Source organism: Bradyrhizobium sp. CB82 (genome assembly GCF_029714405.1).
GTDB lineage: Bacteria > Pseudomonadota > Alphaproteobacteria > Rhizobiales > Xanthobacteraceae > Bradyrhizobium.
Genome location: NZ_CP121650.1, coordinates 5629502 through 5654429 on the forward strand (window position 1 = coordinate 5629502; position 24928 = coordinate 5654429).

Genomic DNA, 24928 nt, shown 5'->3' on the forward strand with positions numbered 1-24928 from the left:
GGAAGCGACAGTGCAGCCGATTTCGTGGTGAAACCATGACAGCATTCACCGCGGTTTTAGCGCACCCGGCCCGAGAGCCGCAGCACGAACACCAAGACTTCGGCGACGGCCTTGTAGAGGTCCGGCGGGATCTCGTCGCCGAGCTCGACTTTGGACAACGCCCCGGCCAGCACCTCGTTCTCCTCGATCGGGATGTCGTGGGCCTTGGCCAGTTCCACGATCCTGGCGCCGATCGTGCCCTTGCCTTTCGCGACGACCCGCGGCGCACCACTGCCCGTCTCGTAGTGCAGCGCGATGGCAAGCTTGTTCTCCTCGCTCATGTCGCACGATCCAGAAAGTGTCCGGCGCGGGCCGGTTGAGGCTGCGGCGGCGTGCCATCGCGGATCACAATGTCGCCGGGCTTGAGATCGGCCTTGGCCAGCGCCTGGCTGAGCTCGCCGGCACCCTCGCGCAATTGCTGCGCGGTGATGGGGCGTTCCGCCCACATCCGCACAAAGGTCTTGTCGCCATTGAGCGTGATCAGCGCGTGCACGGGGCCGGCCGGCTCGACGTTGAGCGAGAAGCGCGCGCGCCAGGCCTTCTTCGCTGGATCGGCCCCGCTGCCGCCGCTGTCGCGCGAAATCTCGAACTGCGCCATCGCAGTGCCTTGCGGCGTCGCGAAGGGAATTTCGAAACTCCACTGCGGCACCGAGGGATCAACAGGATGGCCGCTGGCATCGACACGGTCCGGAAGCGATGCGACCTGCAACAGGGTCTGCCGCGCGATCGCGGCGTCGGTGTCGTCGAGCAGGCGGTGCACGGTCTGACTCAGCGGCGCATCCGATGCGAGCGAGGTCGTTGCGATGGCCTGCGGCGATGGCAGCGCGCCGCGGAATGGCGGCGGCGCGGTCGCCGCACGCGGCATCGTGTCGAGGCTGTGCGCGTCCGGCACCGCGGCTTTGGGCGTGGTGAAGGCGGCGCCCATCGCACGCGGAAGCTCCTGCACGGCTTCCTGGAGCAGGCTCAGCGCGACGCCGGGCGACATTGTGCGCGGCAGCGGGCCTTCGGTCACGGCTTCGGCGAGCGCGGCAGCCGCGATATTGGCACCATGCGGCACTTGCAGCGTCTGCCGCGGGCCTGCTTCAGGTGACAGCGGCGGCGCCTGGAGGGCTTCGCCTGCGATCTGCTCGAGCGACGTCACGGCCTGCGCGACGGCCGCAGGCGCGGCGGGAAGCGCGGTCGCCGGTGCGGCCACTTGCGGCACGGTGGTTTCAAGCGCGCCCGAGCTCGCCGCCAGCGTCTGGCGCAGCACCAGCAGCGCCGCCTTCAGATCAGGAATGCTGCCGCTTGCAGGCGCCAGCCCCGACGACAGCGAGGCCTCCAGGAAGAGCCCCGATTTCTGGAACGCGGACTCGATATCGCCACCGTCGAGCTGCGGACTGAGCGGCGTCTGCTGCGCCAGCACGTCCAGCACGGCCTGCTTCAGCCCGGCCGGCAGGTCACTGGCGACGACCGAGGCAAGATTGGCAAACAGCGGCGCCTGGCTGCCCTGCTTGGTCACGGCCTCAGTCGAGGCCACCGAAACGGCGATCTGCTCGAGCGGCGTCAGGAGATTGCGCCCAGCGGTCGCGGACGGGGCGAGCGTGGGCGCATCGGTGAGCGCGAGCGCACCTGGCGTCAGCGTGACCTGATCGGTCGCCGCCCCGCTTGCCCCGTTGACGATCGCAAGCCGCACCGTGCCATCGTTCTGTGACACCGCGAGCTGGAGGTTTTGGCCCGGCGACAGCGCCACCTCCGACATCACGTCGATCGAGAGGTTGGCGATCGCGATGCGCACGAGATTGTCGGCTATCACGCTGATGACCTTGGCGTCGACGACGGAGCCTGCCTGGAGCACGAGCTCGGGCGTCGCCGCGTCAGTCACGGAGGTGGCGGCACTGACGGAAACGATCGAGCTTATCGGCGTCGGCATGTTTTAAGGGCCCGCGGAACGCGATCGACCCTAGCCATCCGTCGTAAACCTCCCGTTAAGGACCTTGCGTCGGGTGCTCGTTCACGGCATCAAGGACCGTCACCGCCGCCGCAAAATCCTTCAGCCGGGCGGCGCGGCGGCCGGCCGCCTCCTCGTCCACCCCCCACTGATCGGCGTTCCAGTCCTCGTCAACATGGGCGGCGGCCCAGACCTGGTCGGCATCACGCACCCGGTGGGCCAGGGCGAGCGCCAGCAGCGCCGAGCCCGTCAGCGTCGTGATCACATGCAACGCCGCGACCGACCAGGGATCCTTGGGCAGAGCCGCCCGCGCGGCCGCGATCGCCTGCTCCGGCTGGGTGACATGCATGATGCCCTCGGACAGGATGAAATGCGCGCCAAGCGTCTCGGCCGCCCAGAACAGCACGGGGTCCCAGTGCGCGGCCTCGCGCGCCACCAGGCCCTCGGGATGGCCGGCGCGATAGAACAACAGGTCGGACTGGAGGTACTTTGCGAGGTCGTCGCTGACGAGATCGACGCGATCGACCACGCCCTCAATCACACTGTTGGCGAGCCGCGTCAGCGGCATGGTCACGGGATCGATCGTCTCCATCTGACCGGCCCATTCCGCGGCGACCGCGTCGGCGAGCGGCTGCGCGGGGATGACGATCTGGCGGCCGGAGGGCGTCTTGATCGGCTTGCCGTCGAGCGTGATGGCGAAGCCGCCCTCGGCCTCCGCGACGCCCGCCTCCGCATAAAAACGCTTGCGCAGGGGCGCACGGGAGCCAGCCCGCGCGGCTTCCCGCGGATCGGGCGGGGACTGCCCCGCAACCTCGTCAAACAATTCGCGCATTCGGTTTTCGACCCTGATCCCACCAAAGCGCGATACAGCATCCCGCTTTGGGCTATTGTTTGGGCATGATCTGGTTCGGAAAACCGCTACACACTTTTCCGGATCATGCCCTAGGCTTCTAAGATAAGTCCGGCAGCCGATAAAGCGAGCGGCAGGCATGAAGGAAGTCACGGGCATTTTGGCCCTGTTCGCCGGGTTTTGGCTGGCCGCGGCGGAGGCCGGTTTTCGCTCGCCGGAATCGCTGGTGCGCAACGTCTATGCCTATTACGGGCGGGGTGCGCCGGAACTCTCGAAAGGCCTGCCGCGGGATGCCGCCACCGCGCGCCAGTTTTTCGATCCCAGCCTGCGCAAGGCCTGGAGCAGCCTCCGCAGCGACCCTTACGATTTCCTGGTACAGAGCCCGACGTGGACGCTCGGCCCGGTCGCGATCTCGGTGCTCCGCAAGCAATATGACAAGACCTATGTCGCCGCGCTGTTCGACAATAACGGCCGCCGGGTGACGCTGAACTTCATCCTGGTCAACGGGCCGGAAGGCTGGCTGATCACCGACGTCGAGAGCCCACATGACAGCCTGCGGATGTTTCTGGAGCAGTTCAGGAACTAGTTGAAGCGCGGCGACCCTATCGCACTCGCCGCTGTCATGCCCCCGCTCGACCGGGGCATCCAGTCACCGTGGCCTAACGATTCAATCACGACCGTCTCGGAGTACTGGATCGCCCGGTCAAGCCGGGCGATGACGGCTGAGAGTGTCGCGAGGCGCCCTACTGGTTCGCACACATGCGTGAATACGTGCCACGATCGGCGGGGCTCAGGCCTGCCCCAGCGGCGTCCTCGAGGCATCTGCTGACGCGGTCGCCGAACGAGGCCCGTGGCGCCGGCCTGTAATTGTAGCTCGGCCGTGCATCGAGTTGCGGGACTTTTGGTATCTCGATCTTCGGCGGTGGTGGCGGAGGAGGCGGTGGCGGCAGCAACAGCAGCGAGGTGCCCGGCAACAGCGTCTGCGCGAAGCTGCCCTGCCCCACCGAGAGCGTGGCGAGAACCACCAGGATGGACAGCGGAGCCTTCATGGAGGACATGTCGTTCGCCCCCGATAGTCTCGCAACCTGACTACTCTTCCGGCGCGTTCTCGATCGGATCAAATCTTGTTGCGTCCAGGCCGAGCAGGTTCCACGACTGCTGCATGTGCGGCGGCAACGGGGCGCTGGCGTCGATTACCCCGCCGCGCGGGTGCGGGATCACGATGCGGCGCGCGAGCAGATGCAGCCGGTTTTGCAGGCCGCCCGGCAATTCCCAGTTCTCGATGTTGAAATATTTGGGATCGCCGATGATGGGATGTCCGATATGGGCCATGTGGGCGCGAAGCTGGTGCGTGCGCCCCGTCACCGGCTTCAACGACACCCAGGTCAGCTTGTTGCCGGCGGTCTCGACCACCGCATAGTAGGTCACCGCGTGGCTCGCGCCCTCGTCGCCATGTTGGGCGATGCGCATGATGGTATCGTCCTCGCTCTCCTCTTTCGCGAGGAAGGTCGAGATGCGGCCCTGCTTCGGCTTCGGCAGACCCGGCACCAGTGCCCAATAGATCTTGCGCGCCGAACGTGAGCGGAAGGCGCCGGTGAGATGGGTCGCCGCAAACCGCGTCTTCGCGATCAACAGGCAGCCCGACGTGTCCTTGTCGATGCGATGCACCAGGCGCGGCTTCTGCCCCTTGGCGTCGCGCATAACCTCCAGCATCTGGTCGATATGCCGCGTGGTGCCGGAGCCGCCTTGAACGGCAAGGCCGGCCGGCTTGTTGAGGACGAGGACGTCGTCGTCCTCGTAGAGCGTCATCTCCTTGAGCGCTTGAAGTGTCTTTTGAGCGGCTTCGGAGAGCGCGCCGGGAGCTTTCGGCGCATCCAGCTTCAACGGCGGAATGCGGACGCTCTGCCCCTCCTCCAGCCGGTCCTTGCTGTCGACGCGCTTGCCGTCGACGCGCAGCTCGCCTTTGCGCACGACGCGCTGGATGTGAGAGAAAGACAGCCCCGGGAAACGCGCTTCCAGAAACCGGTCGACGCGCATGTTGTTCTCGTCAGCCGTCACTGTGACGGTCTGCACCTTGGTCGGCAGCAACGCCTCGACGGGCTTGCTGGGCGCGGGAACGGGCTCACGCCGCTCGGCGCGCTCGGACGCAAAGCCCCGCGGCTTCGCACCCGGCTTGCCGCCGGGCCGCGGTCCCGCTTTATGCGCGCTGCGCGCCTTGAACGGACGCGGCTCCTTGCGCTCGACGCGTAAGCGGGGCTTGGGGTTGGTTCTCTTGATGCGACGGCTCATGGTTGCCTGCCTAGCCCAAAAGCGGCCTTGCGTCACGACGAAATGGCCGATTTTAGCGCGAGCCGCCACGCTCCTTCCGCAGCTTCGCCCAGTATTCCAGCCGCTTCCTGATCTCCCGCTCGAAGCCGCGCTCGGGCGGGTCGTAGAAGGTCTGGCGCCCCAGGGCTTCCGGAAAGTAGTCCTGGCCGGAGAAGGCATCGGGTGCGTCGTGGTCGTACTCGTAAGCCGCGCCATAGCCTTCCGACTTCATCAAACCGGTCGGGGCGTTGAGGATGTGCTTCGGCGGCAGCAGCGAACCGGCCTGTTTTGCGGTCTGCATCGCCGCACCGAAGGCGGTGTAGACCGCGTTCGATTTCGGCGCGGTGGCGAGATAGACGACGGCTTGGGCGATTGCGAGCTCGCCTTCGGGATGGCCGAGAAAATCGAAGGCATCCTTCGCCGCGTTTGCGATCACGAGCGCCTGCGGATCGGCAAGACCGATGTCCTCGACCGCCATGCGCACCACACGCCGCGCCAGGAACAACGGGTCCTCGCCAGCGTCCAGCATGCGCGCGAGATAATAAAGCGCAGCGTCCGGATCGGAGCCGCGCACGGATTTATGGAGCGCCGAGATCAAGTTGTAGTGGCCGTCGGCGGACTTGTCGTAGATCGGCGCACGGCGCTGCAAAATGTCCTGCAACTGCGCGGCGTTGAAGATCTCGCCTGGCCGCGCCGAGCGCCAGACTTCCTCGACCAGCGTCAGCGCGGCGCGGCCATCGCCATCAGCCATGCGTGCGAGCGCGGCACGCGCCTCCGCGTCCAGCGGCAGCTTCTTGCCTTCGACCGCCTCGGCATGCGCGAACAGCTTTTCGATCGCGGCGGCGTCGAGCGAATGGAACACCAGGACGCGGGCACGCGACAGCAACGCCGCGTTGAGCTCGAAGGACGGGTTTTCGGTGGTGGCGCCGACCAGCACCACCGTGCCGTCTTCCATCACTGGCAGGAAGGAATCCTGCTGCGCGCGGTTGAAGCGATGCACCTCGTCCACGAACAGCAGCGTGCCCTTGCCCATTTCGCGGCGGGCGCGCGCAGCGTCGAAGGCCTTTTTCAGGTCAGCGACGCCGGAAAACACCGCAGAAATCTGCTCGAAATGCAGGTCGGTGGCATCCGCGAGCAGCCGCGCCACGGTGGTCTTGCCGGTGCCTGGCGGGCCCCAGAACACCAGCGAGCCGAGCGTGCGCGTCTCCAGCATGCGCGTCAGCGCGCCGTCGGGGCCGAGGATGTGATCCTGACCGACGACCTCCGACAGCGCACGCGGGCGCAGGCGATCCGGCAGCGGATGCGGGGCATCGTGATCGAGCCCCGCCGCGGCAAAGAGCGTTGGCGTCTCCTGTTGTCGCTTCGCGCTCATCCGCCGAGCGTGACGTTGATCTGCTGGCCGCCCCGCACCAGCGTGATGCGCCAGAGCCGCGACGACGCGCCCGCCACCTTCTCCAGGTCGGCGGTCTTGCCGATCTTCTGGTTGTTGACGGAGAGGACGATGTCGCCCTTCTGGAAGCCGACGCCCGCGGCCGTCGTATCGTCGCCGATCTCGGTGATCACGACGCCTTCTGTGTCGGCATCGAGATGCAATTCGTCGGCGACTGCAGGCGTGATGGTCGAGACTTTTGCGCCCTGGAACGGCGAGCGCGCGGTGATCACGATCTCGTTTCGGCCGGTGTCAGGAGCGGTCTCGAGCTGCACCGTGAGCTTGACCGGCTTGCCGGCGCGCTGCACATCGAGCTGCGCCGTACCGCCGAGCGGACGGGTCGCGAGACGATAGTCGAACGCGTTGAGATCATCGACCGACTGTCCGTCGATCGCGATGATCAAGTCGGAAGATTTCAAGCCGGCTTTCGCCGCTGGCCCATTCGGCACGACGCTGGCGACCAGCGCGCCGGTCGGCGAGCGCAGGCCCAGGCTCTCCGCGATGTCGGGCGTCACCGCCTGGAGCCGCGCGCCGAGCCACGGCCGCTTCACCGCCTTACCGCCGCTCTTGGCGGATGCAACGACGACGCGCACCATGTTGGCAGGGATCGCAAAGCCGATTCCTTGCGAGCCGCCGGAGCGCGAGTAGATAGCGGTGTTGATGCCGGCGAGCTTGCCGTTCATGTCGACCAGCGCACCGCCGGAATTGCCCGGATTGATCGCCGCATCGGTTTGGATGAAGAACTGATAGTCGGTGATGCCGACCTGCGTGCGCGCAAGTGCCGAGATGATGCCGTGGGTCACGGTCTGGCCGACGCCGAAGGGGTTGCCGATCGCGAGCACGACGTCGCCGACCATCAGCTCATCGGAATTGGTCAAGTCGAGGGTGGGGAATTTCTCCTTCGCGTCCTTCAGACGCAGCACTGCGAGATCGGTGCGGGAATCCTTCAGCAGGATTTCGGCCTCGAACTCCCGCTTGTCCGAGAGTGACACCTTTACCTGGTCGGCGCCCTCGATGACATGGACGTTGGTGACGACGAGGCCGGAGGGATCGACGATGACTCCGGAGCCGAGCGAACGCTGCATCTGCTCGGGCTGCTGGCCCGGCACGCCGAAGAAGCGGCGGAAGATCGGGTCATCGAGCAGCGGATTGCGGTTCTGCACCACCTTGGCGGCATAGACGTTGACCACTGCCGGCTGAACCCGCTGCACGATCGGCGCATAGGACAGCTTCAGCTCCGCCGGAGACGACGGGACGCGACGGTCCTGCGCGACCGCGGGATCGACACTGCCCAGCAGGGTCACGCAGCTTACGGCAATAAGGGTGGCACGGATCAATCGAAACATTCCTACCTCACGGAAAAGACGCCGGAATATAGGCATGTTCGCCCCTCAATAGAAGGGCGGCAGCCGCCATTATTCGCCCCCTTTTTTCCCCGCGCCGGCATGCAAGTCCTGCGCGAGGAACCGCCATTTTGCGCCGCCGCGGGATTGGCATGACGTCCATCATCCTCCAGAGTGGACGCTTGCACGATTCGGTTGCAGCGAATTTACATCAGTGGGAACCGGCAACCGTAACGCGTATCGTCGCGGGGCAGTCATCAAGCGCTCTTACGATTCTCCGTGGTGAGTGGGGATGTTGATCAGCAAGGAGTGGATGACGTGAGCAGGACAAGATTTGCGAGGGCCGCGCTCGGCCTCGCCGGCGCGCTCGTGGCCTCGCAAGGCCATGCCCAATCGGCAAACAGCAGCGAACAGGAGATCGCGCTTCTGAAGCAGCAATTGAAGCTTCTCGAACAGAAGCTCGACAAGCTTCAGAAGCAGACGGCCGCCAACACCGCCGCGACCGCAAGCGCCAAGGCGGAAGCCAAGGCCGAGGCGCGGTCGGAGGCAAAGGCCGCGATCGCCAACGCCAACGCCGCCATTCCAGTCAAGGGCCCGGTGGCTCCATCCGGCGTCGTCGTGACCATGCCGAACAACCGCCCGACGATCTGCACGGCGGACGAACAGAACTGCGTCGCGATCACGAGCCGGGTGCACTGGGACGTCGGTGGCTACGACTATCGTCCCAACACCGCGGCGACGGTGCCGCAAAAACTCGACAGCGGCGAAAATGTCCGCCGCGCGCGCATCGGAGTCGCCGGCAAGTTCTTCAACGACTGGAATTTCGCCCTGGTCTACGACTTCGGCGGCTCGGCCGACGGCTTCGGCGGGTCAGCGCCGGGATCTGACCCGGGCGGTGGCGTGTCCGGCATCGAGAATGCCTATCTGAGCTACACCGGACTGAAGCCCTTCGGCGGCAAGATGGCGGTCGAGGGCGGCATCATGGACATCCCCTACACGCTCGATGAAGCCACGAGCTCCAACGACATCCTGTTCATGGAGCGCGCCTCGTCCGGCGTCATCGCGACCAATATCGCCGCCGGCGACTTCCGCTCCACCGTGGGCACCCGCTGGTGGAACGACGTGTTCTGGGCCGGCGCCTATGTCACCGGTCCCGCCACGGGTGCGATCCACTCCGCATCGAGCGTGAACCCGCCCGGCACGAGCGAGCAATATGGCGCCGTCGCACGCGTCGCGGGCCAGCTCGTCAGCGGCAGGGATTACTCGGTGCATCTCGGCGCCGATGCGCAGTGGCTGATCCAGCCGCCGCGCAACATGATCACGGGCGCCCAGACGCTGACGCTGAGCGATCGACCCGAGCTGCGCATCGATCCGACGACACTGATTTCGACCGGAGCGATCGCCAATGCCTCGGGCGCGCAGGTTTACAGCATGGAGGCCGCGGCGACCTATGGACCGCTGATCCTCCAGGGCGAATATTTCTGGTACAACGTCGATCGCAGCGCCAACACGGGTCTGCCGCCGATCGGCGCGCCGAGCCTGCATTTCCAGGGCGGCTATGCGCAGGCCGGTTACGTCTTGACCGGTGAGAACCACGCCTACAATCCCTCGACCGCCTCCTATGGCGGCATCAAGCCGGCGCACCCGTTCTCGCTCGACGGCGGCGGCTGGGGTGCGTGGGAAGTCGCCGGCCGCTTCTCGACGATCGACCTCAACAATCAGCTTGCGACTGCAACGGGCATCTCGGGCGGTCGGCAGACCGTCTACACGCTGGCACTCAACTGGTACGTCAATGGCAATGTCCGCTTCATGCTCGACTACCTGCACGGGACGGTGTCCAAGCAGGCCTCGCCGGTCTCGACGGCGGACGTCGGCTCGAAGTTCGACGCGGTCGCCATGCGTACGCAGTTCGCGTTCTGACGCGAACCGTCCCGGGAGCGGCGCGGCCGCCCCCGGACTTCTCTCAAGCCGCGCGCTTCTTCCTCACGACTACCGGCGGTGGCGCGCAGGACAGGCGCTCCTGGTGGCTCTCGCCCCAGGCTTTCAGGATGTCGATCACCGGCCGCAGGCTCTCGCCGAGCTCAGAGAGACAATATTCCACCCGCGGCGGCACTTCCGCGTAGACCTTGCGGATGACGAGCTTGTCCTCCTCCAGCGCGCGAAGCTGTTTTGTCAGCATGCGCTGGGTGATGCCGGGCATCAGGCGGCGCAATTCGCCGAAGCGCTGCGTGCCGCTCTGAAGGTGATAGAGGATCACGCCCTTCCATTTGCCGTCGATCAGGTCCAGCGTGGCCTCGACCGAGCAGCCCGGACGACGGGCAAAATTTCGCCGTTTCATGCGTGTTTCCCCCAATAGTATCCAAACAGGGACTATATCCCCGTTTTTACAGTACTTGCAAAATCGGAGCTACCCGGACACTTAACCCGGCAGGCGATCTCACCACCTGATGGAGACTTGAGACATGAAGGCCGTCGGCTACAAAAAATCGCTTCCGATCGAGGATCAGGAGTCCCTGATCGATTTCGAAACCGCAAAGCCTGAGGCGAAGGGACGTGACATCCGCGTCGCGGTGAAGGCGATCTCGGCCAATCCGGTCGATTACAAGGTGCGCAAACGCGCCGCACCGCCCGAGGGCGAGGTCAAGATTTTGGGCTATGACGCGGCCGGCGTGGTCGATGCGGTCGGGCCTGATGTCACGCTGTTCAAGCCGGGCGATGAGGTGTTCTACGCCGGCTCGATCCTGCGCCAAGGCACCAATGCCGAATTCCATCTGGTCGACGAACGCATCGTTGGCCGCAAGCCAAAATCGCTCTCATTCGCGCAAGGCGCCGCGCTTCCCCTCACCTCCATCACCGCCTGGGAATTGCTGTTCGATCGGCTCGGCGCCGTGCCCGGCAAGAGCATCGATCCGCGCACGCTCCTGATCACGGGCGCCGCAGGCGGCGTCGGCTCGATCCTGGTCCAGCTTGCGCGCCGTCTCACCGGCCTCACGGTGCTCGCGACCGCGACGCGGCCGGAGTCGCGGAAATGGTGCCTCGATCTCGGCGCACACGCGGTGATCGATCACGGCAAGCCGATGAAGGAGCAGATCGAGAAGCTCAAGCTGCCGCCGGTCGCGCTGGTGGCGAGCCTCACCTTCACCGACCAGCACTACAAGGCGATCGCAGACTTCATGGCGCCGCAGGGCAGGTTCGGCCTGATCGACGATCCGGCAGAATTCACCATGAGTGTGTTCAAGGGCAAGGCGATCTCTGTGCATTGGGAATCGATGTTCACGCGCTCCTCGTTTCAGACGCCTGACATGATCGCGCAGCATCACCTTCTCAACGACGTCGCCGATCTCATCGACAAGGGCGTGCTTCGCACCACGCTCGATCAGAGCTTCGGCACGATCAACGCGACCAACCTCAAGCGCGCACATGCGCTGCTGGAGAGCGGGAAGTCGCGCGGCAAGATCGTGCTGGAGGGGTGGTAAGCGGTCAGCCAAGTCCTCCGTCATTGCGAGCGAAGCGAAGCAATCCAGAGTCTTTCCGCTGGAGCAGTCTGGATTGCTTCGTCGCTTCAGCGCAAAATTGCTTTGCTTTTTGTCGCGAGCTCCTCGAAATGACGAGGTCAGGCGTTCTCGACACCCTCGACAAACATCAGCCGGCGTTCCAGCGCGTTGCGCCGCAGCTTCAGCGCTTCGGCGTATTCGACCGAGGCATACCATTCGCGCAGGCGCGCCATCGTGGGAAACTCGACGATGATGATGGTCTTCGGCGAAGGTCCGCCCTCCGCGACCTCGGCCGTGCCGCCGCGCGCCAGGTAGCGGCCGCCATATTGCGCGATCGTCTTTGCGGCGAGCGTCCGATAGGCCTCCATCGCACTCTTATCGCGGACCTCGACCTCGGAGATGACATAGGCCGGCATGCGCAGCCTCAAGCGATGGTATTGACGATGCCGCCCTCGGCGCGCAGCGCCGCGCCGTTGGTGGCGGATGCCTCCTTCGAGGCGACGAAGACCACCATGTTGGCGATCTCATCGACGCTCGCAAAGCGCTGCAACAGCGAAGTCGGGCGATGCTGCTTGACGAAATTGGCCGCGGCTTCATCGACCGATTGGCCGTTCTGCTCGGCGAGATCCTTCACGAAGGTTTCGACGCCCTCCGACATCGTTGGGCCGGGCAGCACTGAATTCACCGTGACGCCGGTGCCGCGCGTCAATTGCGCGAGCCCGCGTGCGACCGAGAGCTGCGCGGTCTTGGTCATGCCGTAGTGGATCATCTCGACGGGGATGTTGAGCGCGGACTCCGATGAGATGAAAACGATGCGGCCCCAATTGCGCTTGAGCATGCCCGAAAGATACGCGCGCGACAGCCGCACGCCGCTCATCACGTTGACCTCGAAGAAGCGGCTCCAGTCCGCATCCGGGATCTCGAAAAAGTCCTTCGGCTCGAAGATACCGGCATTGTTGATGAGGATGTCGACCTCGGGCAGCGCTGCGACGAGCGCCTTGCAGCCCGCATCCGTCGAGACGTCACCCGCGATGCCACGCACCTTGCCGCCCGCTTCTTCCAGCTTCTTGACGGCCGCATCGACCTTGTCCCGACTGCGCCCGTTGATGACGACGCTCGCGCCGGCGGCCGCAAGGCCCTTGGCGATGGCATGGCCGATGCCGGCGGTCGAGCCGGTGACAAGGGCGCTCTTTCCGGAAAGGTCGATCTTCATGCAATATCTCCATTGATGTTGATGGAGATATCGGGCGCGACACGAGGAGCCGCAATCGGCCCTCACCGATGCGTGAGCCCTAGGCTGTAGGGTGGCCAAAGACGCGCAAGCGCCGTGCCCGCCATTTCTCGCACGGCGCGCAGGTGGTGGGTACGCCTCGCTTTGCCCACCCTACGGCCGAAAGAAAAAGCGGCGCTCGAGAGCGCCGCCTTATCAAACCCGATATGCGAACCGGCTTACGCCGCCTCGGCTTCCTTGGCCTGGGACGGACCGGAGTCCTGGCCCTTGGCCTCGACGTCGCGATCGACGAACTCGATCACGGCCATCGCGGCATTGTCGCCGTAGCGGAAGCCGGCCTTGATGATGCGGGTGTAGCCGCCCTGGCGGTCCTTGTAGCGGGTCGCGAGCGTGTCGAAGAGCTTCTTGACCATGTCGACGTCGCGCAGCTCCGAGATGGCCTGACGACGAAGCGACAGACCGCCCTTCTTGCCGAGGGTGACGAGCTTCTCGACGATCGGACGAAGTTCCTTCGCCTTCGGTAGCGTGGTGACGATCTGCTCGTGCTTGATCAGCGAGGCCGCCATGTTGGCGAACATCGCCTTGCGATGCTCCGCCGTGCGGTTGAGCTTCCGGTGAACCTTGCCGTGACGCATAGTCTATTCCTTACTTTCCAAACTGCCGCGACGGTTCGTCGGACATGTTGCTCAGGTGGGCTGCCTGCGTTCGCCCAGTGATGCGAGTAGCGAATGGAGGATGGATTCCCATTCGCTACTCGCCACTCGCTTAGTAATGATCCTCGAAGCGCTTGGCGAGCTCGTCGATGTTCTCCGGCGGCCAGCCCGGCACTTCCATGCCAAGGTGCAGGCCCATCTGGGCCAGCACTTCCTTGATTTCGTTCAGCGACTTGCGGCCGAAGTTCGGGGTGCGGAGCATTTCCGCTTCGCTCTTCTGCACGAGGTCGCCGATGTAGACGATGTTGTCGTTCTTCAGGCAGTTTGCCGAACGCACCGACAGCTCGAGCTCGTCCACCTTCTTGAGGAAGGCCGGGTTGAAGGCGAGGTCCGGGATGATCTCCTGGGCGACTTCCTTGCGCGGCTCTTCGAAGTTGACGAACACGTTGAGCTGATCCTGCAGGATGCGCGCGGCGTAGGCCACGGAGTCATCCGGCGTGATCGCGCCGTTGGTCTCGATCGTCATGGTCAGCTTGTCGTAGTCGAGGATCTGGCCCTCGCGGGTGTTCTCGACCTTGTAGGAGACCTTGCGGACCGGCGAATAGAGGCTGTCGACCGGGATCAGGCCGATCGGCGCGTCCTCGGGACGGTTGCGCTCGGCGGGCACGTAGCCCTTGCCGGTCGAGACCGTGAACTCCATGCGGATCTCGGCGCCCTCGTCGAGCGTGCAGATCTGGAGGTCCGGGTTGAGCACGGTGACGTCGCCGACGGTCTGGATGTCGCCGGCGGTGACGACGCCTGGGCCCTGCTTCTTCACGACCATACGCTTGGGGCCTTCGCCCTGCATCTTGATCGAGATGTCCTTGATGTTCAGCACGATGTCGGTGACATCCTCACGGACGCCCGCGATCGAGGAGAACTCGTGCAGCACGCCGTCGATGTGCACCGACTGCACCGCGGCGCCCTGCAGCGAAGACAACAGGATGCGGCGCAGTGCGTTGCCGAGCGTCTGGCCGAAGCCACGCTCGAGCGGCTCGGCGACGATGGTCGCCAAGCGGGCCGGATCGCTACCCGGGGTTACCTGGAGCTTGTTCGGCCGAATCAGTTCTTGCCAATTTTTCTGGATCGTCACTGTTTCACCCATACAGGCCAGTCAGTCTGCCATTGCGGACACTGGCGTTGGAGAAAGACCGCAAGTCGCGCTTGCGGCTTCGCAAAACAAAGTCATCGCGGACGACGACGGCGTCCGCGACCTCGTATCAAACGCGCCGACGCTTGCGCGGGCGGCAACCATTGTGCGGGATCGTGGTCACGTCGCGGATCGAGGTGACGGTGAAGCCCGCAGCCTGCAACGCGCGGAGCGCCGATTCGCGGCCCGAACCAGGACCGGCGACCTCGACTTCCAGCGTGCGCATGCCATGCTCTTGCGCCTTCTTGGAAACGTCCTCCGCAGCGACCTGCGCTGCATACGGGGTCGACTTGCGCGATCCCTTGAAACCCATGGTTCCCGCCGACGACCACGCGATCGTGTTGCCCTGCGCGTCCGTGATGGTGATCGTCGTGTTGTTGAACGACGAGTTAACGTGCGCAACGCCGGAGGCGATGTTCTTGCGCTCACGACGGCGAACGCGGGTGGCTTCCTTGCCCATAGAGTACCTTTCCTGGAGATCTCAAACGCCGCCGTAGTGCCAGCGGCTACACCTGTGGAACGAAAGGCGCGCGGCGAACGGGCTATCCCGCTTCGCCACACGCCGCGACTGAATTCGAAAACTTACTTCTTCTTGCCGGCGATCGCCTTGGCCGGGCCCTTGCGCGTGCGCGCATTGGTGTGGGTGCGCTGACCGCGCACCGGCAGACCGCGACGATGGCGCAGGCCGCGATAGCAGCCGAGGTCCATCAGACGCTTGATGTTGATGCCGACCTCGCGGCGCAGGTCGCCCTCGACGAGATAGTCGCGGTCGATCACTTCGCGGATCTGGAGCACTTCCTGGTCGCTGAGCTGATTGACGCGACGATCCTCGGGGATCTTCACCTTCTCCATGATGTCACCGGCGATCTTCGGGCCGATGCCATGGATGTACTGGAGCGCGATCAGCACGCGCTTGTTGGTGGGAATGTTTACGCCGGCAATACGGGCCACGGCCTTCTCTCCTGTTGCCGATCCCTCGTCAGGAATCGGGCTTTAAGTGCTTGCTTTCTCGGGCAGGTGTTCACAAACGCGAACACGACGCCCACCCCCGGTCTTCCTGGGGCCCGGCATCGTCTGAAACTATCCGACTTGGATGCGGGGCTTATTAAGGGATTCCGGGGGGTTTCGTCAACCGCTGCTAGCGCTTAGCTCGCTTTTTCGTGACCTTTTTTGGACCCTTCTTCGGACCCTTTTTGGCGATCCTTCTGACGGTCTTCTTGGCAGCCTTTTTGGCGCCTCCGCTGGCCTTCTTGGCCTTGCCGGACTTTTTGGCCGCTTTAGCGGAGTTTTTGGCCGTTTTGGCAGCCTTTTTTGCGCCCGGCTTGGCTGGACCCGCCTTGGCCGCCGTCTTATCCTTGAACTTGGCCTGGGCCGACTTAGCGTGGTTTTTGGGCTCGACCGCCCCCAGCGCGAGGAGCAGGCGGTGGATGGCGCGGGTGACCTCATCGATGGTCATCATGCCATCGACCGTCGAAAGCTTGCGCCGCTCGGAGTAGTAGTGAATCAGCGGTTCCGTCTGGCTGCGGTAGCTGGCAAGCCGCTTGGTCAGGACCTCCGGGGTGTCGTCGACCCGGATTTCCTCGCCGCGCTCCCGCATCTGGGCGACACGCGTCTCGACACGATCGAGCAGCGCGCTCTCGTTGACTCTGAGCTCGATCACTGCGTCGAGCTTGAGGCGCCGGTGCTTCAGCAGCTCGTCGAGCGCCTCGGCCTGCGGCACGGTGCGCGGGAAGCCGTCAAGGATGAAACCCTTCTTGGCATCGGGCTGCTCGATCCGATCGGCGATGATTCCGACCACGACGTCGTCAGGCACGAGGCCGCCGCCCGCCATGATCTCTTTCGCCTTCAGTCCGACCGGCGTTCCCGCCGCAACCGCAGCGCGAAGCATCTCACCGGTGGAGAGCTGCACGATTCCGTAGCGCTCAATCAGCCGTTGCGCCTGGGTCCCCTTGCCTGACCCCGGCGGTCCCAGAAGGATAATTCTCATTGGCGTTGCCCCCCGGATCGGTGAGCGATAGGTCGCGCACCTGTGTTTGAAGATCGAGAATAGTGCAAACCACAATCAGCGCCGCACCACCACCCATATTATACGGCAGCGCATTGCCGTAGGCCACGAAGGCCTCCGGAATCAGCTGCAGCACCGTCAGGTAGACGGCTCCGACCACCGTCGTCAACGACACCACGCGATCGAGGTAATCCGCTGTGGGTTCGCCCGGCGCGACGCCGGGGATGACGCCGCCACGCGTGGCAAGCGAATCGGCTGTGCGCTCTGGATCGAAGACGTAGGCGGTGGCCTGAACCTTCGAGCGCGCCGAGTCCACGCCACACGGCCGACAGCAGTCGAATGACAATCGCTGCACTCAAAAACGGAATGAGGCGGAGAGAGAAGACCGACAGGCGAACCACCGCGCCTTGGGGCATCGGGCGTTCGACGTCCACATGCCCGTGACAGGGACGTGGGTGCCGAGAAGGAAAAGGAGCAGCGCGCCAATCGTCACAGCGATTCGGCGCGCGAGCTCCTGGTTCATCTACGGCGGCCCCTCAGCTTCGATTTCCTGATGAGCCCTTCATACTGATGGGCAAGCAGATAGCCTTGAACCTGAGCCACCGTATCCATGGTGACACTGACCACGATCAACAGCGACGTGCCACCAAAGTAGAAGGGCACCGAGGCGTAGGAAATCAGAATTTCCGGGATCAAACAGACAATCGCGAGGTAAATCGCGCCGATCACGGTGACGCGCGACAGCACGTAGTCGATGTATTCGGCGGTTCGCTCGCCGGGACGGATGCCCGGGATGAAGCCGCCGTGCTTCTTCAGGTTGTCCGCGGTCTCGGTCGGGTTGAACACGATTGCCGTGTAGAAGAACGCGAAGAACACGATCAGCGCGAGATACATGATCAGGAACAGCGGCCGGCCGTGGCCGAGCTGCGTCGTGAGCCACTGGAACCATTCCGGCCCCTTGCCCGCGTTGAAGTTCGCAACGGTCGTCGGCAGCAGGAGCAGCGAGGACGCGAAGATCGGCGGGATGACGCCCGAGGTGTTAAGCTTGAGCGGCAGATGCGAGGACTGTCCCTCGAACATCTTGTTGCCGACCTGGCGCTTCGGATATTGGATCAGGAGGCGGCGCTGCGCGCGCTCCATGAACACGATGAAGGCGATCACGGCGACCGCCATGATGATGACGATCAGGATCAGGCCGGTCGACATCGCGCCCTGACGGCCGAGCTCGAGCATATTGGCGAGCGCCGAGGGCAGTTCGGCGACGATGCCGGAGAGAATGATCAGCGAGATACCGTTGCCGATGCCCCGGGAGGTCACCTGCTCGCCCAGCCACATCAGGAACATGGTGCCGCCGGTGAGCGTGATCGCGGTAGAGAGACGGAAGAACAGGCCCGGATCGCTGACGACGTTGCCGGCGCCTTCCAGGCCGACGGCAATGCCGTAGGACTGGAAAGCGGCCAGGATCACGGTGAGGTAGCGGGTGTACTGGTTCAGCGTCTTGCGGCCCGCCTCGCCTTCCTTCTTCAGCGCCTCGAGCTGCGGCGAGACGGTGGTGAGGAGCTGGATGATGATCGAGGCCGAGATGTACGGCATGATGTTCAGCGCGAAGATCGCCATACGGTGGATGCCGCCGCCGGCGAACATGTTGAACATGCCGAGGATGCCGCCCGCCTGCGAGCGGAACACCTGTTCCCAGATGTTGGGATCGATACCGGGCAGCGGGATGTAGGTGCCGAGCCGATAAACGAGCAGCGCCCCAAGGGTGAACCAGATCCGCTTCTTCAGTTCGTCGGCCTTGGCAAGCGCGCCGAAGTTGAGATTGGCTGCCAGTTGTTCCGCTGCTGAGACCATGTTGGGCTTTCTCCCGCCGCCTACTGCGCCGTCATGCCCGCGGCCGGGCTACTTGGGCGGACGCCGGACATTATCTGGTGCACGGCTTCGATAAGTCCATCGTCCCGCATGCGTAAAGGCCCGCGCGCAGCGGGCCAATGACGCAGATGTTACGCCGCCTCGCCTTCCTCGGTGGCGGGCGCGAGGATCTTCACCGAGCCGCCTGCCTTTTCGACCGCCGCGATCGCGGACTTCGAGGCGCCGTGCACTTCGATGTTGAGCTTGGCCTTGAGCTCGCCGCGGCCGAGCAACCGGACGCCGGCCTTGGAGCGGCGCAGCACACCGGCCTTCACCAGCGCCTCGGCGTTCACGACGCTGCCGGTATCGAGCTTCTTGGCATCGACGGCGTCCTGGAGCCGGTCGAGATTGATCTCGGCGAACTCAACGCGGAAGATGTTGTTGAAGCCGCGCTTGGGCAGACGGCGATGCATCGGCATCTGGCCGCCTTCAAAACCCTTGATGCGCACGCCCGAACGCGCGGTCTGGCCCTTGCCGCCGCGGCCGGACTGCTTGCCCTTGCCCGAACCGATGCCGCGGCCGACGCGCATGCGCTTCTTGCGCGAGCCGGGGTTGTCGGCGATATCGCTGAGCTTCATCGCCCTTCTCCTTGTTTCTTGCGCATGATCTGGCCCGAAAAACGCTACCCGGTTTTCGGGATCATACGCCCTTCTCTTACTTCCCGTCGACGATGCGGACGAGATGGTGAACCTTCTCGATCATGCCGCGAACGGCCGGGGTGTCCGGCAGTTCGGCGACGCGGCCGATCTTGTTGAGCTTGAGCCCGATCAGCGTCGAGCGCTGCGAGTGATGGCGGCGGATCGCGCTGCCGATCTGCTCGACCTTGATCGTCTTGGCGGCCTTGGCCATTTTTTAAACTCCGAAAAGCTTCCGTTAGTCGGCAGCCGCCTCGGCATCGCCGCCGATACGACGGGACTGCAGGGTGGACACCTTGATGTTGCGGCGGGCTGCGACCGAGCGCGGCGAATCCTGGTGCTTCAGCGCGTCGAAGGTCGCGCGCACCATGTTGTACGGGTTCGACGAGCCGATCGACTTGGCCACCACGTCCTGGACGCCGAGCGTCTCGAACACGGCGCGCATCGGACCGCCGGCGATGATGCCGGTACCGGCCGGAGCGGCACGCAGGTAGACACGGCCCGCGCCATGACGGCCGGCGATGTCGTGATGGAGCGTGCGGCCCTCGCGCAGCGACACACGGGTCAGGTTGCGCTTGGCGGATTCGGTCGCCTTGCGGATCGCCTCAGGCACTTCGCGCGCCTTGCCGTGACCGAAGCCGGCACGGCCCTTTTGGTCGCCGATCACGACCAGCGCTGCGAAACCGAAGCGCTTGCCGCCCTTGACGACCTTCGCCACGCGGTTGATGTGGACGAGCTTGTCGACGAACTCGCTGTCGCGCTCCTCGCGCTCCTTGCGTTCACGTCCGCCGCGGTGTTCGCGTTCACCTGCCATGGTTTTTCCAATCCTTCAAAGGCTTACGCCTCAATCCTCAAAATCCGTTAGAAGCTCAGCCCGCTCTCACGCGCCGCGTCGGCCAGTGCCTTGACGCGCCCGTGATAGAGATAGCTGCCGCGATCGAACACGACTTCCTTGACGCCCTTCTCCGCGGCGCGCTGAGCCAGCAGCTTGCCGACCGCCTTCGCCGCATCGATGTCGGCGCCGGTCTTGCCACCATCGCGCATCGACTTCTCGAGCGATGAGGCAGAGGCCAGCGTCTCGCCCTTCAGGTCGTCGATGACCTGGGCGTAGATGTGCTTGGACGAGCGGAACACCGACAGGCGCGGACGGCCGCCACCGGAGCGGCGCAGCTTCAGCCGCACACTCCGCTTGCGCCGGGCATTCGTAACCTTGGCTTTCGACATGACCGGCTCCGTTACTTCTTCTTGCCTTCCTTGCGGAAGATGAATTCGTCGACGTACTTCACGCCCTTGCCCTTGTAGGGCTCCGGCGGACGATAGGCGCGGATCTCAGCCGCAACCTGGCCGACGCGCTGGATGTCGCTGCCGGTCACCGTGATCTCGGTCGGCTTCGGCACGGTGATCGTGATCCCTTCCGGGATCGGATAGATCACGTCGTGGCTGTAGCCGAGCGCGAGCTGCAGGTTCTTGCCCTGCATCGCGGCGCGGTAACCGACGCCGGTGATTTCGAGCTTCTTCTCGAAGCCCTTGGTGACGCCTTCGACGAGGTTCGCGACCTGGGCGCGTGCGGTGCCGTACAGCGCCCGCGCGCGGTTGGTCTCGACCCGCGGCTTCACCTTGACCTGGCCGCTCTCGAGCTTCACCTCGACGTCGTCATGGACGACGAACTGAAGCTGGCCCTTCGGCCCCTTCATCTTGACGGTCTGCCCATCGACGGTCGCGGTAACGCCCGACGGCACCGGGACAGGCTTTTTGCCAACACGTGACATGGATCAAAAATCCTTCTCAGAACACCGTGAAGAGGACTTCACCGCCCACATTCGCGTCGCGCGCGCTGTGGTCGGCCATGATCCCCTTCGGCGTCGACAACACCGAAATGCCGAGCCCGTTGTTGACCCGCGGCAGGTTCTTCACCGAGGCGTAAACGCGACGCCCGGGCTTGGAGACACGTTCGATCTCGCGGATGACGGGCTCGCCGTCGAAATACTTCAGCTCGATCTCGATCTCGCTGCGGCCCGAGGAATGCTCGACCGTGGCGTAGCCGCGGATGTAGCCCTCGCTCTTCAGCACCTCGAGAACGTTCTCGCGCATCTTCGAGCCAGGCGTCGAGACCTTGGTCTTGGAGCGCATCTGCGCGTTGCGGATGCGGGTGATCAGATCGCTGATTGGATCGTGCGTAGACATCTAAACGACCCTCCTTACCAGCTCGACTTCACGAGGCCCGGGACCATGCCCTTGGAGCCAAGTTCACGCAGCGCGATACGGGACAGCTTGTTCTTGCGGTAGTTCGAGCGCGGGCGGCCCGACAGCTCGCAACGCATACGGATGCGGGTCGCCGACGAGTTGCGCGGCATTTCGGCCAGCTTCAACGTCGCAGCGAAGCGCTCCTCCATCGGGAGCTTCTTGTCGGCGATGATCGCCTTCAACCGCTCGCGCTTGGCGGCGGCGTTCTTCACCATCCGCTTGCGCCGGTTGTTCTTCTCGATTGAACTCTTCTTTGCCATGCTTGGCTCCTGGGTATCCGCGTTTGAGAGGCTTTAGGTCAGCGTCTCACTGCCGGAACGGGAAATTGAAAGCGGTCAACAAGGCCCTCGCCTCTTCGTCGGTCTTGGCCGTGGTGCAGACGGTGATGTCCATACCGCGAGCTTCCGTGACCTTGTCGAAGTCGATCTCGGGGAAAATGATGTGCTCCTTGATGCCGAGCGAGTAGTTGCCCCGGCCGTCGAAGCTCTTCGGGTTCAAACCGCGGAAGTCGCGGACGCGCGGCAGCGCGACCGTCACCAGGCGATCGATGAACTCGTACATGCGGGCCTTGCGCAGCGTGACCTTGCAGCCGATCGGCTGATTCTCACGCAGCTTGAAGGTCGCGATCGCGATACGCGAATAGGTCACAATCGCCTTCTGGCCGGCGATCTGGGTCAATTCGGCGGCTGCGGTCTCGGCCTTCTTGCGGTCGTTGACGGAATCGCCAACGCCCATGTTCAGCACGACCTTGTCCAGACGCGGAACTTCCATGACGTTCTCGTAACCGAACTTCTCGGTCATCGCGACGCGGATCTTCGCGTCATATTCCGCGCGCAGGCGCGGCACGTAAGCTGTGTCAGCCATCGATCTCAGCTCCCGAGCTCTTGGCGATGCGGACCTTCTTGCCGTCCGCCTGAATCTTGAATCCGATGCGCGTCGGCTTTCCGTCCTTGCCGAGATACGCGATGTTGGACAGTTGGATCGGCGCCTCTTTCGAGATGATGCCGCCCTCCTGGTTCTGGGTCTGCTTCTGGTGGCGCTTCACCATGTTGATGCCACGCACCAGAGCCGTGCCGGCGTCTGGGCGCACCTCGAACACCTCGCCGGTGCGGCCCTTGTCACGGCCGGTCAGCACGACGACCTTGTCGCCCTTGCGGATCTTCGCAGCCATCACAGCACCTCCGGCGCGAGCGAAATGATCTTCATGTGGTTCTTGGCGCGCAGCTCGCGCGGCACGGGCCCGAAGATACGGGTACCGACCGGCTCGGCCTGGTTGTTGATCAGGACGGCGGCGTTGCGGTCGAAACGGATGACCGACCCGTCGGGACGGCGGATGTCCTTGCGGACACGCACCACGACGGCCTTCATCACGTCGCCCTTTTTCACCTTGCCACGCGGAATCGCTTCCTTGATCGACACGACGATGATGTCGCCGATGGTGGCGTAGCGGCGCTTGGAGCCTCCGAGCACCTTGATACACATGACACGGCGTGCGCCAGAATTGTCGGCCACGTCGAGGTTGGTCTGCATCTGAATCATTGATGCACCTCGTCCTCTTTCTCTTTTGCGCCAGCCTGGCCAGCGCTCAACATTTCCCTGAAGTCAGTCGGCTAAGTGCCGGCAGCTCAGGCGCTTTTCTTGTGTTCGCCCCGGATCACGACCCAGCGCTTCAACTTCGAAATCGGCTTCGATTCCTCGATCCACACCACGTCGCCCGGCTTGAACTGGTTGTTCTCGTCGTGCGCGTGATAGTTCTTCGAACGGCGGATCGTCTTCTTGTAGATCGGGTGCGTGAAGCGGCGATCGACGCGCACCACGATGGTCTTGGCTTGCTTGTCGCTGACGACCACGCCCTGCAAAGTACGTTTCGGCATCTTCGTAAGCCTCTTACTTCTTCTTCGCGCGCTGCTGCGCGGCGACGGTCTTGATCCGGGCGATGTCACGGCGGGCCTCGCGCAGGCGCGAGGTGTTCTCGAGCTGCCCGGTGGCACGCTGGAAGCGCAGGTTGAAGCGCTCCTTCTTCAGGTTCAGGACGGCATCATCCTGCTGGTCGGGGCTCATCGCGCGGATGTCTTCGATCTTCATCTGGGCCATGGCCATTACTCCGCAATGCGCTCGACGAAGCGCGTCTTGATCGGCAGCTTGGCGGCAGCCAAGGTCAGCGCCTCGCGCGCGGTCTGATTATTGACGCCGTCGATCTCGAACAGCACCCGGCCCGGCTTGACGCGGACGACCCACAATTCCGGTGAGCCCTTGCCGGAGCCCATGCGGACTTCGGCTGGCTTCTTCGACACCGGAACGTCGGGGAATACACGGATCCAGACGCGGCCGGCGCGCTTCATGTGGCGGGTCAGCGCGCGGCGGGCGGCCTCGATCTGGCGCGCGGTGACGCGCTCAGGCTCGGTCGCTTTCAGGCCGAACTGGCCGAACGCCAACGTCGCGCCCGAAGACGCAACGCCGTGGATGCGGCCCTTATGCGCCTTCCGGAACTTCGTTTTCTTAGGTTGCATCATGGCTTTAAGCCCTCAAATTCCTGTGCTGGCTCAGGCCGCAGCGTCGCGACGCTGCCGGCCGCCACCGCTGCCACCACCCTCGCCTTCGGCCATTCTCTTGTCCTGGGCCATCGGATCGTGCTCGAGGATCTCGCCCTTGAAGATCCAGACCTTGACGCCGCAGGTGCCGAAGGTCGTGAACGCGGTCGCAACGCCATAGTCGATGTCGGCGCGCAGCGTGTGCAACGGCACGCGACCTTCGCGGTACCACTCCATGCGCGCGATTTCCGCACCGCCCAGACGACCCGAGCAGTTGATGCGGATGCCTTCGGCGCCGAGACGCATGGCCGACTGCACGGCGCGCTTCATGGCGCGGCGGAACGCAACGCGGCGCTCGAGCTGCTGCGCGATCGATTCGGCGACCAGCGTCGCGTCGAGCTCAGGCTTGCGGATCTCGACGATGTTGATCACGACGTCCGACGAGGTGATGTCGGCCACCTTCTTGCGCAGCTTGTCGATGTCGGCGCCCTTCTTGCCGATCACCACGCCCGGACGGGCCGAGTGGATGGTGACGCGGCACTTCTTGTGCGGACGCTCGATCACGATGCGGGCGACGGCCGCCTGCTTGAGCTCCTTGTGCAGGATCTCGCGGATCTTGACGTCCTCGTGCAGCAGCTTGCCGTATTCCTGCTTGCCGGCGAACCAGCGGGAATCCCAGGTCCGGTTGATGCCGAGACGCAGACCGATCGGATTGATCTTTTGACCCATCGTTTTCTCCTGCGTCCCTTAAGCGGCCGCTTCGGCTTCGACCTGACGAACGATGATCGTCAGCTGCGAAAATGGTTTGTAGACACGGCCCGAGCGACCACGGCCGCGGGCGGCAAAGCGCTTCATCACGAGCCCGTTGCCGACGAAGGCCTGCGCCACGACGAGATCGTCGACGTCGAGGTCGTGGTTGTTCTCGGCGTTGGCGATAGCCGATTCCAGGCACTTCTTCACGTCGACCGCGATCCGCTTGCGCGAGAACTGCAGATCGGCGAGCGCAGCAGACGCCTTGCGGCCGCGAATGAGCTGGGCCACCAGGTTGAGCTTCTGCGGGCTCACCCGCAGCATCCGGGCGACCGCCTTGGCCTCGTTGTCGGCGAGGCTCCGTTCGCGCTTAGGTTTGCTCATGACTTA

35 protein-coding genes are annotated in these 24928 nt (G+C 64.3%); 3 read left to right on the forward strand and 32 right to left on the reverse strand.

Features of this window, described 5'->3' with window-relative positions; genetic code table 11:
* Positions 1 to 56: 56 nt before the first annotated feature.
* The 3 genes from QA640_RS27455 to QA640_RS27465 are packed head-to-tail and all read right to left on the reverse strand — an operon-like array spanning position 57 to position 2801.
* Positions 57 to 320 (reverse strand): EscU/YscU/HrcU family type III secretion system export apparatus switch protein, encoded by a 264-nt coding sequence (locus tag QA640_RS27455; RefSeq protein WP_283036019.1) that lies wholly within the window; start codon positions 318 to 320, stop codon positions 57 to 59.
* Positions 317 to 1951 carry a flagellar hook-length control protein FliK gene (locus QA640_RS27460; RefSeq protein WP_283036020.1) on the reverse strand — a complete coding sequence of 545 codons (1635 nt, stop codon included), beginning with the start codon at positions 1949 to 1951 and terminating at the stop codon, positions 317 to 319. Before QA640_RS27460 ends, QA640_RS27455 begins: the two co-directional genes overlap by 4 nt.
* Before the next feature lie 55 nt (positions 1952 to 2006).
* Positions 2007 to 2801: an ATP12 family protein gene (locus tag QA640_RS27465; RefSeq protein WP_283036021.1), complete on the reverse strand. Its 795-nt coding sequence runs from the start codon at positions 2799 to 2801 to the stop codon at positions 2007 to 2009.
* Positions 2802 to 2958: 157 nt separating this feature from the next.
* Between QA640_RS27465 and QA640_RS27470 the strand changes: the two genes are divergently transcribed.
* The gene (locus tag QA640_RS27470; RefSeq protein WP_283036022.1) at positions 2959 to 3405 is read left to right on the forward strand and encodes a hypothetical protein; all 447 of its coding nucleotides are present in this window, start codon (positions 2959 to 2961) and stop codon (positions 3403 to 3405) included.
* 157 nt (positions 3406 to 3562) lie between these two features.
* On the opposite strand, the gene QA640_RS27475 is transcribed toward QA640_RS27470, so the two are convergent.
* The 4 genes from QA640_RS27475 to QA640_RS27490 are packed head-to-tail and all read right to left on the reverse strand — an operon-like array spanning position 3563 to position 7901.
* The gene (locus QA640_RS27475; protein WP_283036023.1) at positions 3563 to 3877 is read right to left on the reverse strand and encodes a hypothetical protein; all 315 of its coding nucleotides are present in this window, start codon (positions 3875 to 3877) and stop codon (positions 3563 to 3565) included.
* A 31-nt stretch (positions 3878 to 3908) separates the two neighbouring features.
* On the reverse strand, positions 3909 to 5108 hold the full coding sequence (locus QA640_RS27480) for an RluA family pseudouridine synthase (RefSeq protein ID WP_283036024.1): 1200 nt from the start codon (positions 5106 to 5108) through the stop codon (positions 3909 to 3911).
* Between the two features lie 52 nt (positions 5109 to 5160).
* A complete protein-coding gene (locus tag QA640_RS27485; protein WP_283036025.1) occupies positions 5161 to 6498 on the reverse strand; it encodes a replication-associated recombination protein A in 1338 nt (445 codons plus the stop codon).
* Entirely contained in the window at positions 6495 to 7901 is a 1407-nt protein-coding gene (locus QA640_RS27490) for a DegQ family serine endoprotease (RefSeq protein WP_283036026.1), read from the reverse strand. Before QA640_RS27490 ends, QA640_RS27485 begins: the two co-directional genes overlap by 4 nt.
* 315 nt (positions 7902 to 8216) lie before the next feature.
* Between QA640_RS27490 and QA640_RS27495 the strand changes: the two genes are divergently transcribed.
* On the forward strand, positions 8217 to 9818 hold the full coding sequence (locus QA640_RS27495) for an OprO/OprP family phosphate-selective porin (RefSeq protein ID WP_283036027.1): 1602 nt from the start codon (positions 8217 to 8219) through the stop codon (positions 9816 to 9818).
* Positions 9819 to 9861: 43 nt separating this feature from the next.
* On the opposite strand, the gene QA640_RS27500 is transcribed toward QA640_RS27495, so the two are convergent.
* A complete protein-coding gene (locus QA640_RS27500; protein WP_283036028.1) occupies positions 9862 to 10236 on the reverse strand; it encodes a helix-turn-helix domain-containing protein in 375 nt (124 codons plus the stop codon).
* A 124-nt stretch (positions 10237 to 10360) separates the two neighbouring features.
* Here QA640_RS27500 and QA640_RS27505 point away from each other — a divergent pair, with 124 nt between their 5' ends.
* Entirely contained in the window at positions 10361 to 11374 is a 1014-nt protein-coding gene (locus QA640_RS27505) for a zinc-binding alcohol dehydrogenase family protein (protein ID WP_283036029.1), read from the forward strand.
* 137 nt (positions 11375 to 11511) lie between these two features.
* Here the strand turns inward: QA640_RS27505 and QA640_RS27510 are convergent, their stop codons facing one another.
* From QA640_RS27510 to rplV, 24 genes are all read right to left on the reverse strand, one after another.
* The gene (locus QA640_RS27510) at positions 11512 to 11808 is read right to left on the reverse strand and encodes a DUF1330 domain-containing protein (protein ID WP_283036030.1); all 297 of its coding nucleotides are present in this window, start codon (positions 11806 to 11808) and stop codon (positions 11512 to 11514) included.
* A gap of 8 nt (positions 11809 to 11816) precedes the next feature.
* A complete protein-coding gene (locus tag QA640_RS27515) occupies positions 11817 to 12605 on the reverse strand; it encodes an SDR family oxidoreductase (protein WP_283036031.1) in 789 nt (262 codons plus the stop codon).
* 236 nt (positions 12606 to 12841) lie between these two features.
* Positions 12842 to 13258, reverse strand: a complete 417-nt coding sequence (gene rplQ / locus QA640_RS27520) for a 50S ribosomal protein L17 (protein ID WP_283036032.1) — start codon at positions 13256 to 13258, stop codon at positions 12842 to 12844.
* Between the two features lie 130 nt (positions 13259 to 13388).
* Entirely contained in the window at positions 13389 to 14420 is a 1032-nt protein-coding gene (locus tag QA640_RS27525) for a DNA-directed RNA polymerase subunit alpha (protein WP_283036033.1), read from the reverse strand.
* A 115-nt stretch (positions 14421 to 14535) separates the two neighbouring features.
* Positions 14536 to 14925 (reverse strand): 30S ribosomal protein S11, encoded by a 390-nt coding sequence (gene rpsK / locus QA640_RS27530; protein WP_007603045.1) that lies wholly within the window; start codon positions 14923 to 14925, stop codon positions 14536 to 14538.
* Positions 14926 to 15047: 122 nt separating this feature from the next.
* Positions 15048 to 15416, reverse strand: coding sequence for a 30S ribosomal protein S13 (gene rpsM / locus QA640_RS27535; protein ID WP_283036034.1), 369 nt, complete (start codon positions 15414 to 15416; stop codon positions 15048 to 15050).
* Between the two features lie 187 nt (positions 15417 to 15603).
* Positions 15604 to 16452, reverse strand: coding sequence for an adenylate kinase (locus tag QA640_RS27540; protein ID WP_283036035.1), 849 nt, complete (start codon positions 16450 to 16452; stop codon positions 15604 to 15606).
* A complete protein-coding gene (locus QA640_RS27545) occupies positions 16388 to 16786 on the reverse strand; it encodes a hypothetical protein (RefSeq protein WP_283036036.1) in 399 nt (132 codons plus the stop codon). Before QA640_RS27545 ends, QA640_RS27540 begins: the two co-directional genes overlap by 65 nt.
* Positions 16787 to 16989: 203 nt before the next feature.
* The gene (gene secY, locus QA640_RS27550; protein WP_283036037.1) at positions 16990 to 18321 is read right to left on the reverse strand and encodes a preprotein translocase subunit SecY; all 1332 of its coding nucleotides are present in this window, start codon (positions 18319 to 18321) and stop codon (positions 16990 to 16992) included.
* Between the two features lie 149 nt (positions 18322 to 18470).
* Entirely contained in the window at positions 18471 to 18956 is a 486-nt protein-coding gene (rplO, locus tag QA640_RS27555) for a 50S ribosomal protein L15 (RefSeq protein WP_283036038.1), read from the reverse strand.
* 76 nt (positions 18957 to 19032) lie between these two features.
* Positions 19033 to 19227, reverse strand: coding sequence for a 50S ribosomal protein L30 (gene rpmD / locus QA640_RS27560; protein ID WP_140982241.1), 195 nt, complete (start codon positions 19225 to 19227; stop codon positions 19033 to 19035).
* A gap of 24 nt (positions 19228 to 19251) precedes the next feature.
* Positions 19252 to 19827 (reverse strand): 30S ribosomal protein S5, encoded by a 576-nt coding sequence (gene rpsE, locus QA640_RS27565; protein WP_027520948.1) that lies wholly within the window; start codon positions 19825 to 19827, stop codon positions 19252 to 19254.
* A 47-nt stretch (positions 19828 to 19874) separates the two neighbouring features.
* Complete coding sequence (rplR, locus tag QA640_RS27570) at positions 19875 to 20237, reverse strand: 50S ribosomal protein L18 (protein WP_027554160.1); 363 nt, start codon at positions 20235 to 20237, stop codon at positions 19875 to 19877.
* A gap of 11 nt (positions 20238 to 20248) precedes the next feature.
* On the reverse strand, positions 20249 to 20782 hold the full coding sequence (gene rplF / locus QA640_RS27575; protein ID WP_283036039.1) for a 50S ribosomal protein L6: 534 nt from the start codon (positions 20780 to 20782) through the stop codon (positions 20249 to 20251).
* A gap of 16 nt (positions 20783 to 20798) precedes the next feature.
* Positions 20799 to 21197, reverse strand: coding sequence for a 30S ribosomal protein S8 (gene rpsH, locus QA640_RS27580; RefSeq protein WP_280970306.1), 399 nt, complete (start codon positions 21195 to 21197; stop codon positions 20799 to 20801).
* A 14-nt stretch (positions 21198 to 21211) separates the two neighbouring features.
* Positions 21212 to 21517, reverse strand: a complete 306-nt coding sequence (gene rpsN / locus QA640_RS27585) for a 30S ribosomal protein S14 (RefSeq protein WP_283036040.1) — start codon at positions 21515 to 21517, stop codon at positions 21212 to 21214.
* Positions 21518 to 21563: 46 nt separating this feature from the next.
* Positions 21564 to 22121 (reverse strand): 50S ribosomal protein L5, encoded by a 558-nt coding sequence (rplE, locus tag QA640_RS27590; protein WP_283036041.1) that lies wholly within the window; start codon positions 22119 to 22121, stop codon positions 21564 to 21566.
* On the reverse strand, positions 22114 to 22428 hold the full coding sequence (gene rplX, locus QA640_RS27595) for a 50S ribosomal protein L24 (RefSeq protein WP_027520954.1): 315 nt from the start codon (positions 22426 to 22428) through the stop codon (positions 22114 to 22116). The genes rplE and rplX overlap by 8 nt, the downstream gene beginning before the upstream one ends.
* A complete protein-coding gene (gene rplN / locus QA640_RS27600) occupies positions 22428 to 22796 on the reverse strand; it encodes a 50S ribosomal protein L14 (RefSeq protein ID WP_027520955.1) in 369 nt (122 codons plus the stop codon). Before rplN ends, rplX begins: the two co-directional genes overlap by 1 nt.
* A gap of 86 nt (positions 22797 to 22882) precedes the next feature.
* Positions 22883 to 23131 (reverse strand): 30S ribosomal protein S17, encoded by a 249-nt coding sequence (gene rpsQ / locus QA640_RS27605; RefSeq protein WP_027520956.1) that lies wholly within the window; start codon positions 23129 to 23131, stop codon positions 22883 to 22885.
* Positions 23132 to 23144: 13 nt separating this feature from the next.
* Positions 23145 to 23351, reverse strand: coding sequence for a 50S ribosomal protein L29 (gene rpmC / locus QA640_RS27610; RefSeq protein ID WP_027520957.1), 207 nt, complete (start codon positions 23349 to 23351; stop codon positions 23145 to 23147).
* Positions 23352 to 23356: 5 nt separating this feature from the next.
* Positions 23357 to 23770, reverse strand: coding sequence for a 50S ribosomal protein L16 (gene rplP / locus QA640_RS27615; protein ID WP_027520958.1), 414 nt, complete (start codon positions 23768 to 23770; stop codon positions 23357 to 23359).
* A 30-nt stretch (positions 23771 to 23800) separates the two neighbouring features.
* Positions 23801 to 24517, reverse strand: coding sequence for a 30S ribosomal protein S3 (gene rpsC / locus QA640_RS27620; RefSeq protein ID WP_027520959.1), 717 nt, complete (start codon positions 24515 to 24517; stop codon positions 23801 to 23803).
* A gap of 18 nt (positions 24518 to 24535) precedes the next feature.
* On the reverse strand, positions 24536 to 24922 hold the full coding sequence (rplV, locus tag QA640_RS27625) for a 50S ribosomal protein L22 (protein ID WP_008549264.1): 387 nt from the start codon (positions 24920 to 24922) through the stop codon (positions 24536 to 24538).
* Positions 24923 to 24928 lie beyond the last annotated feature (6 nt).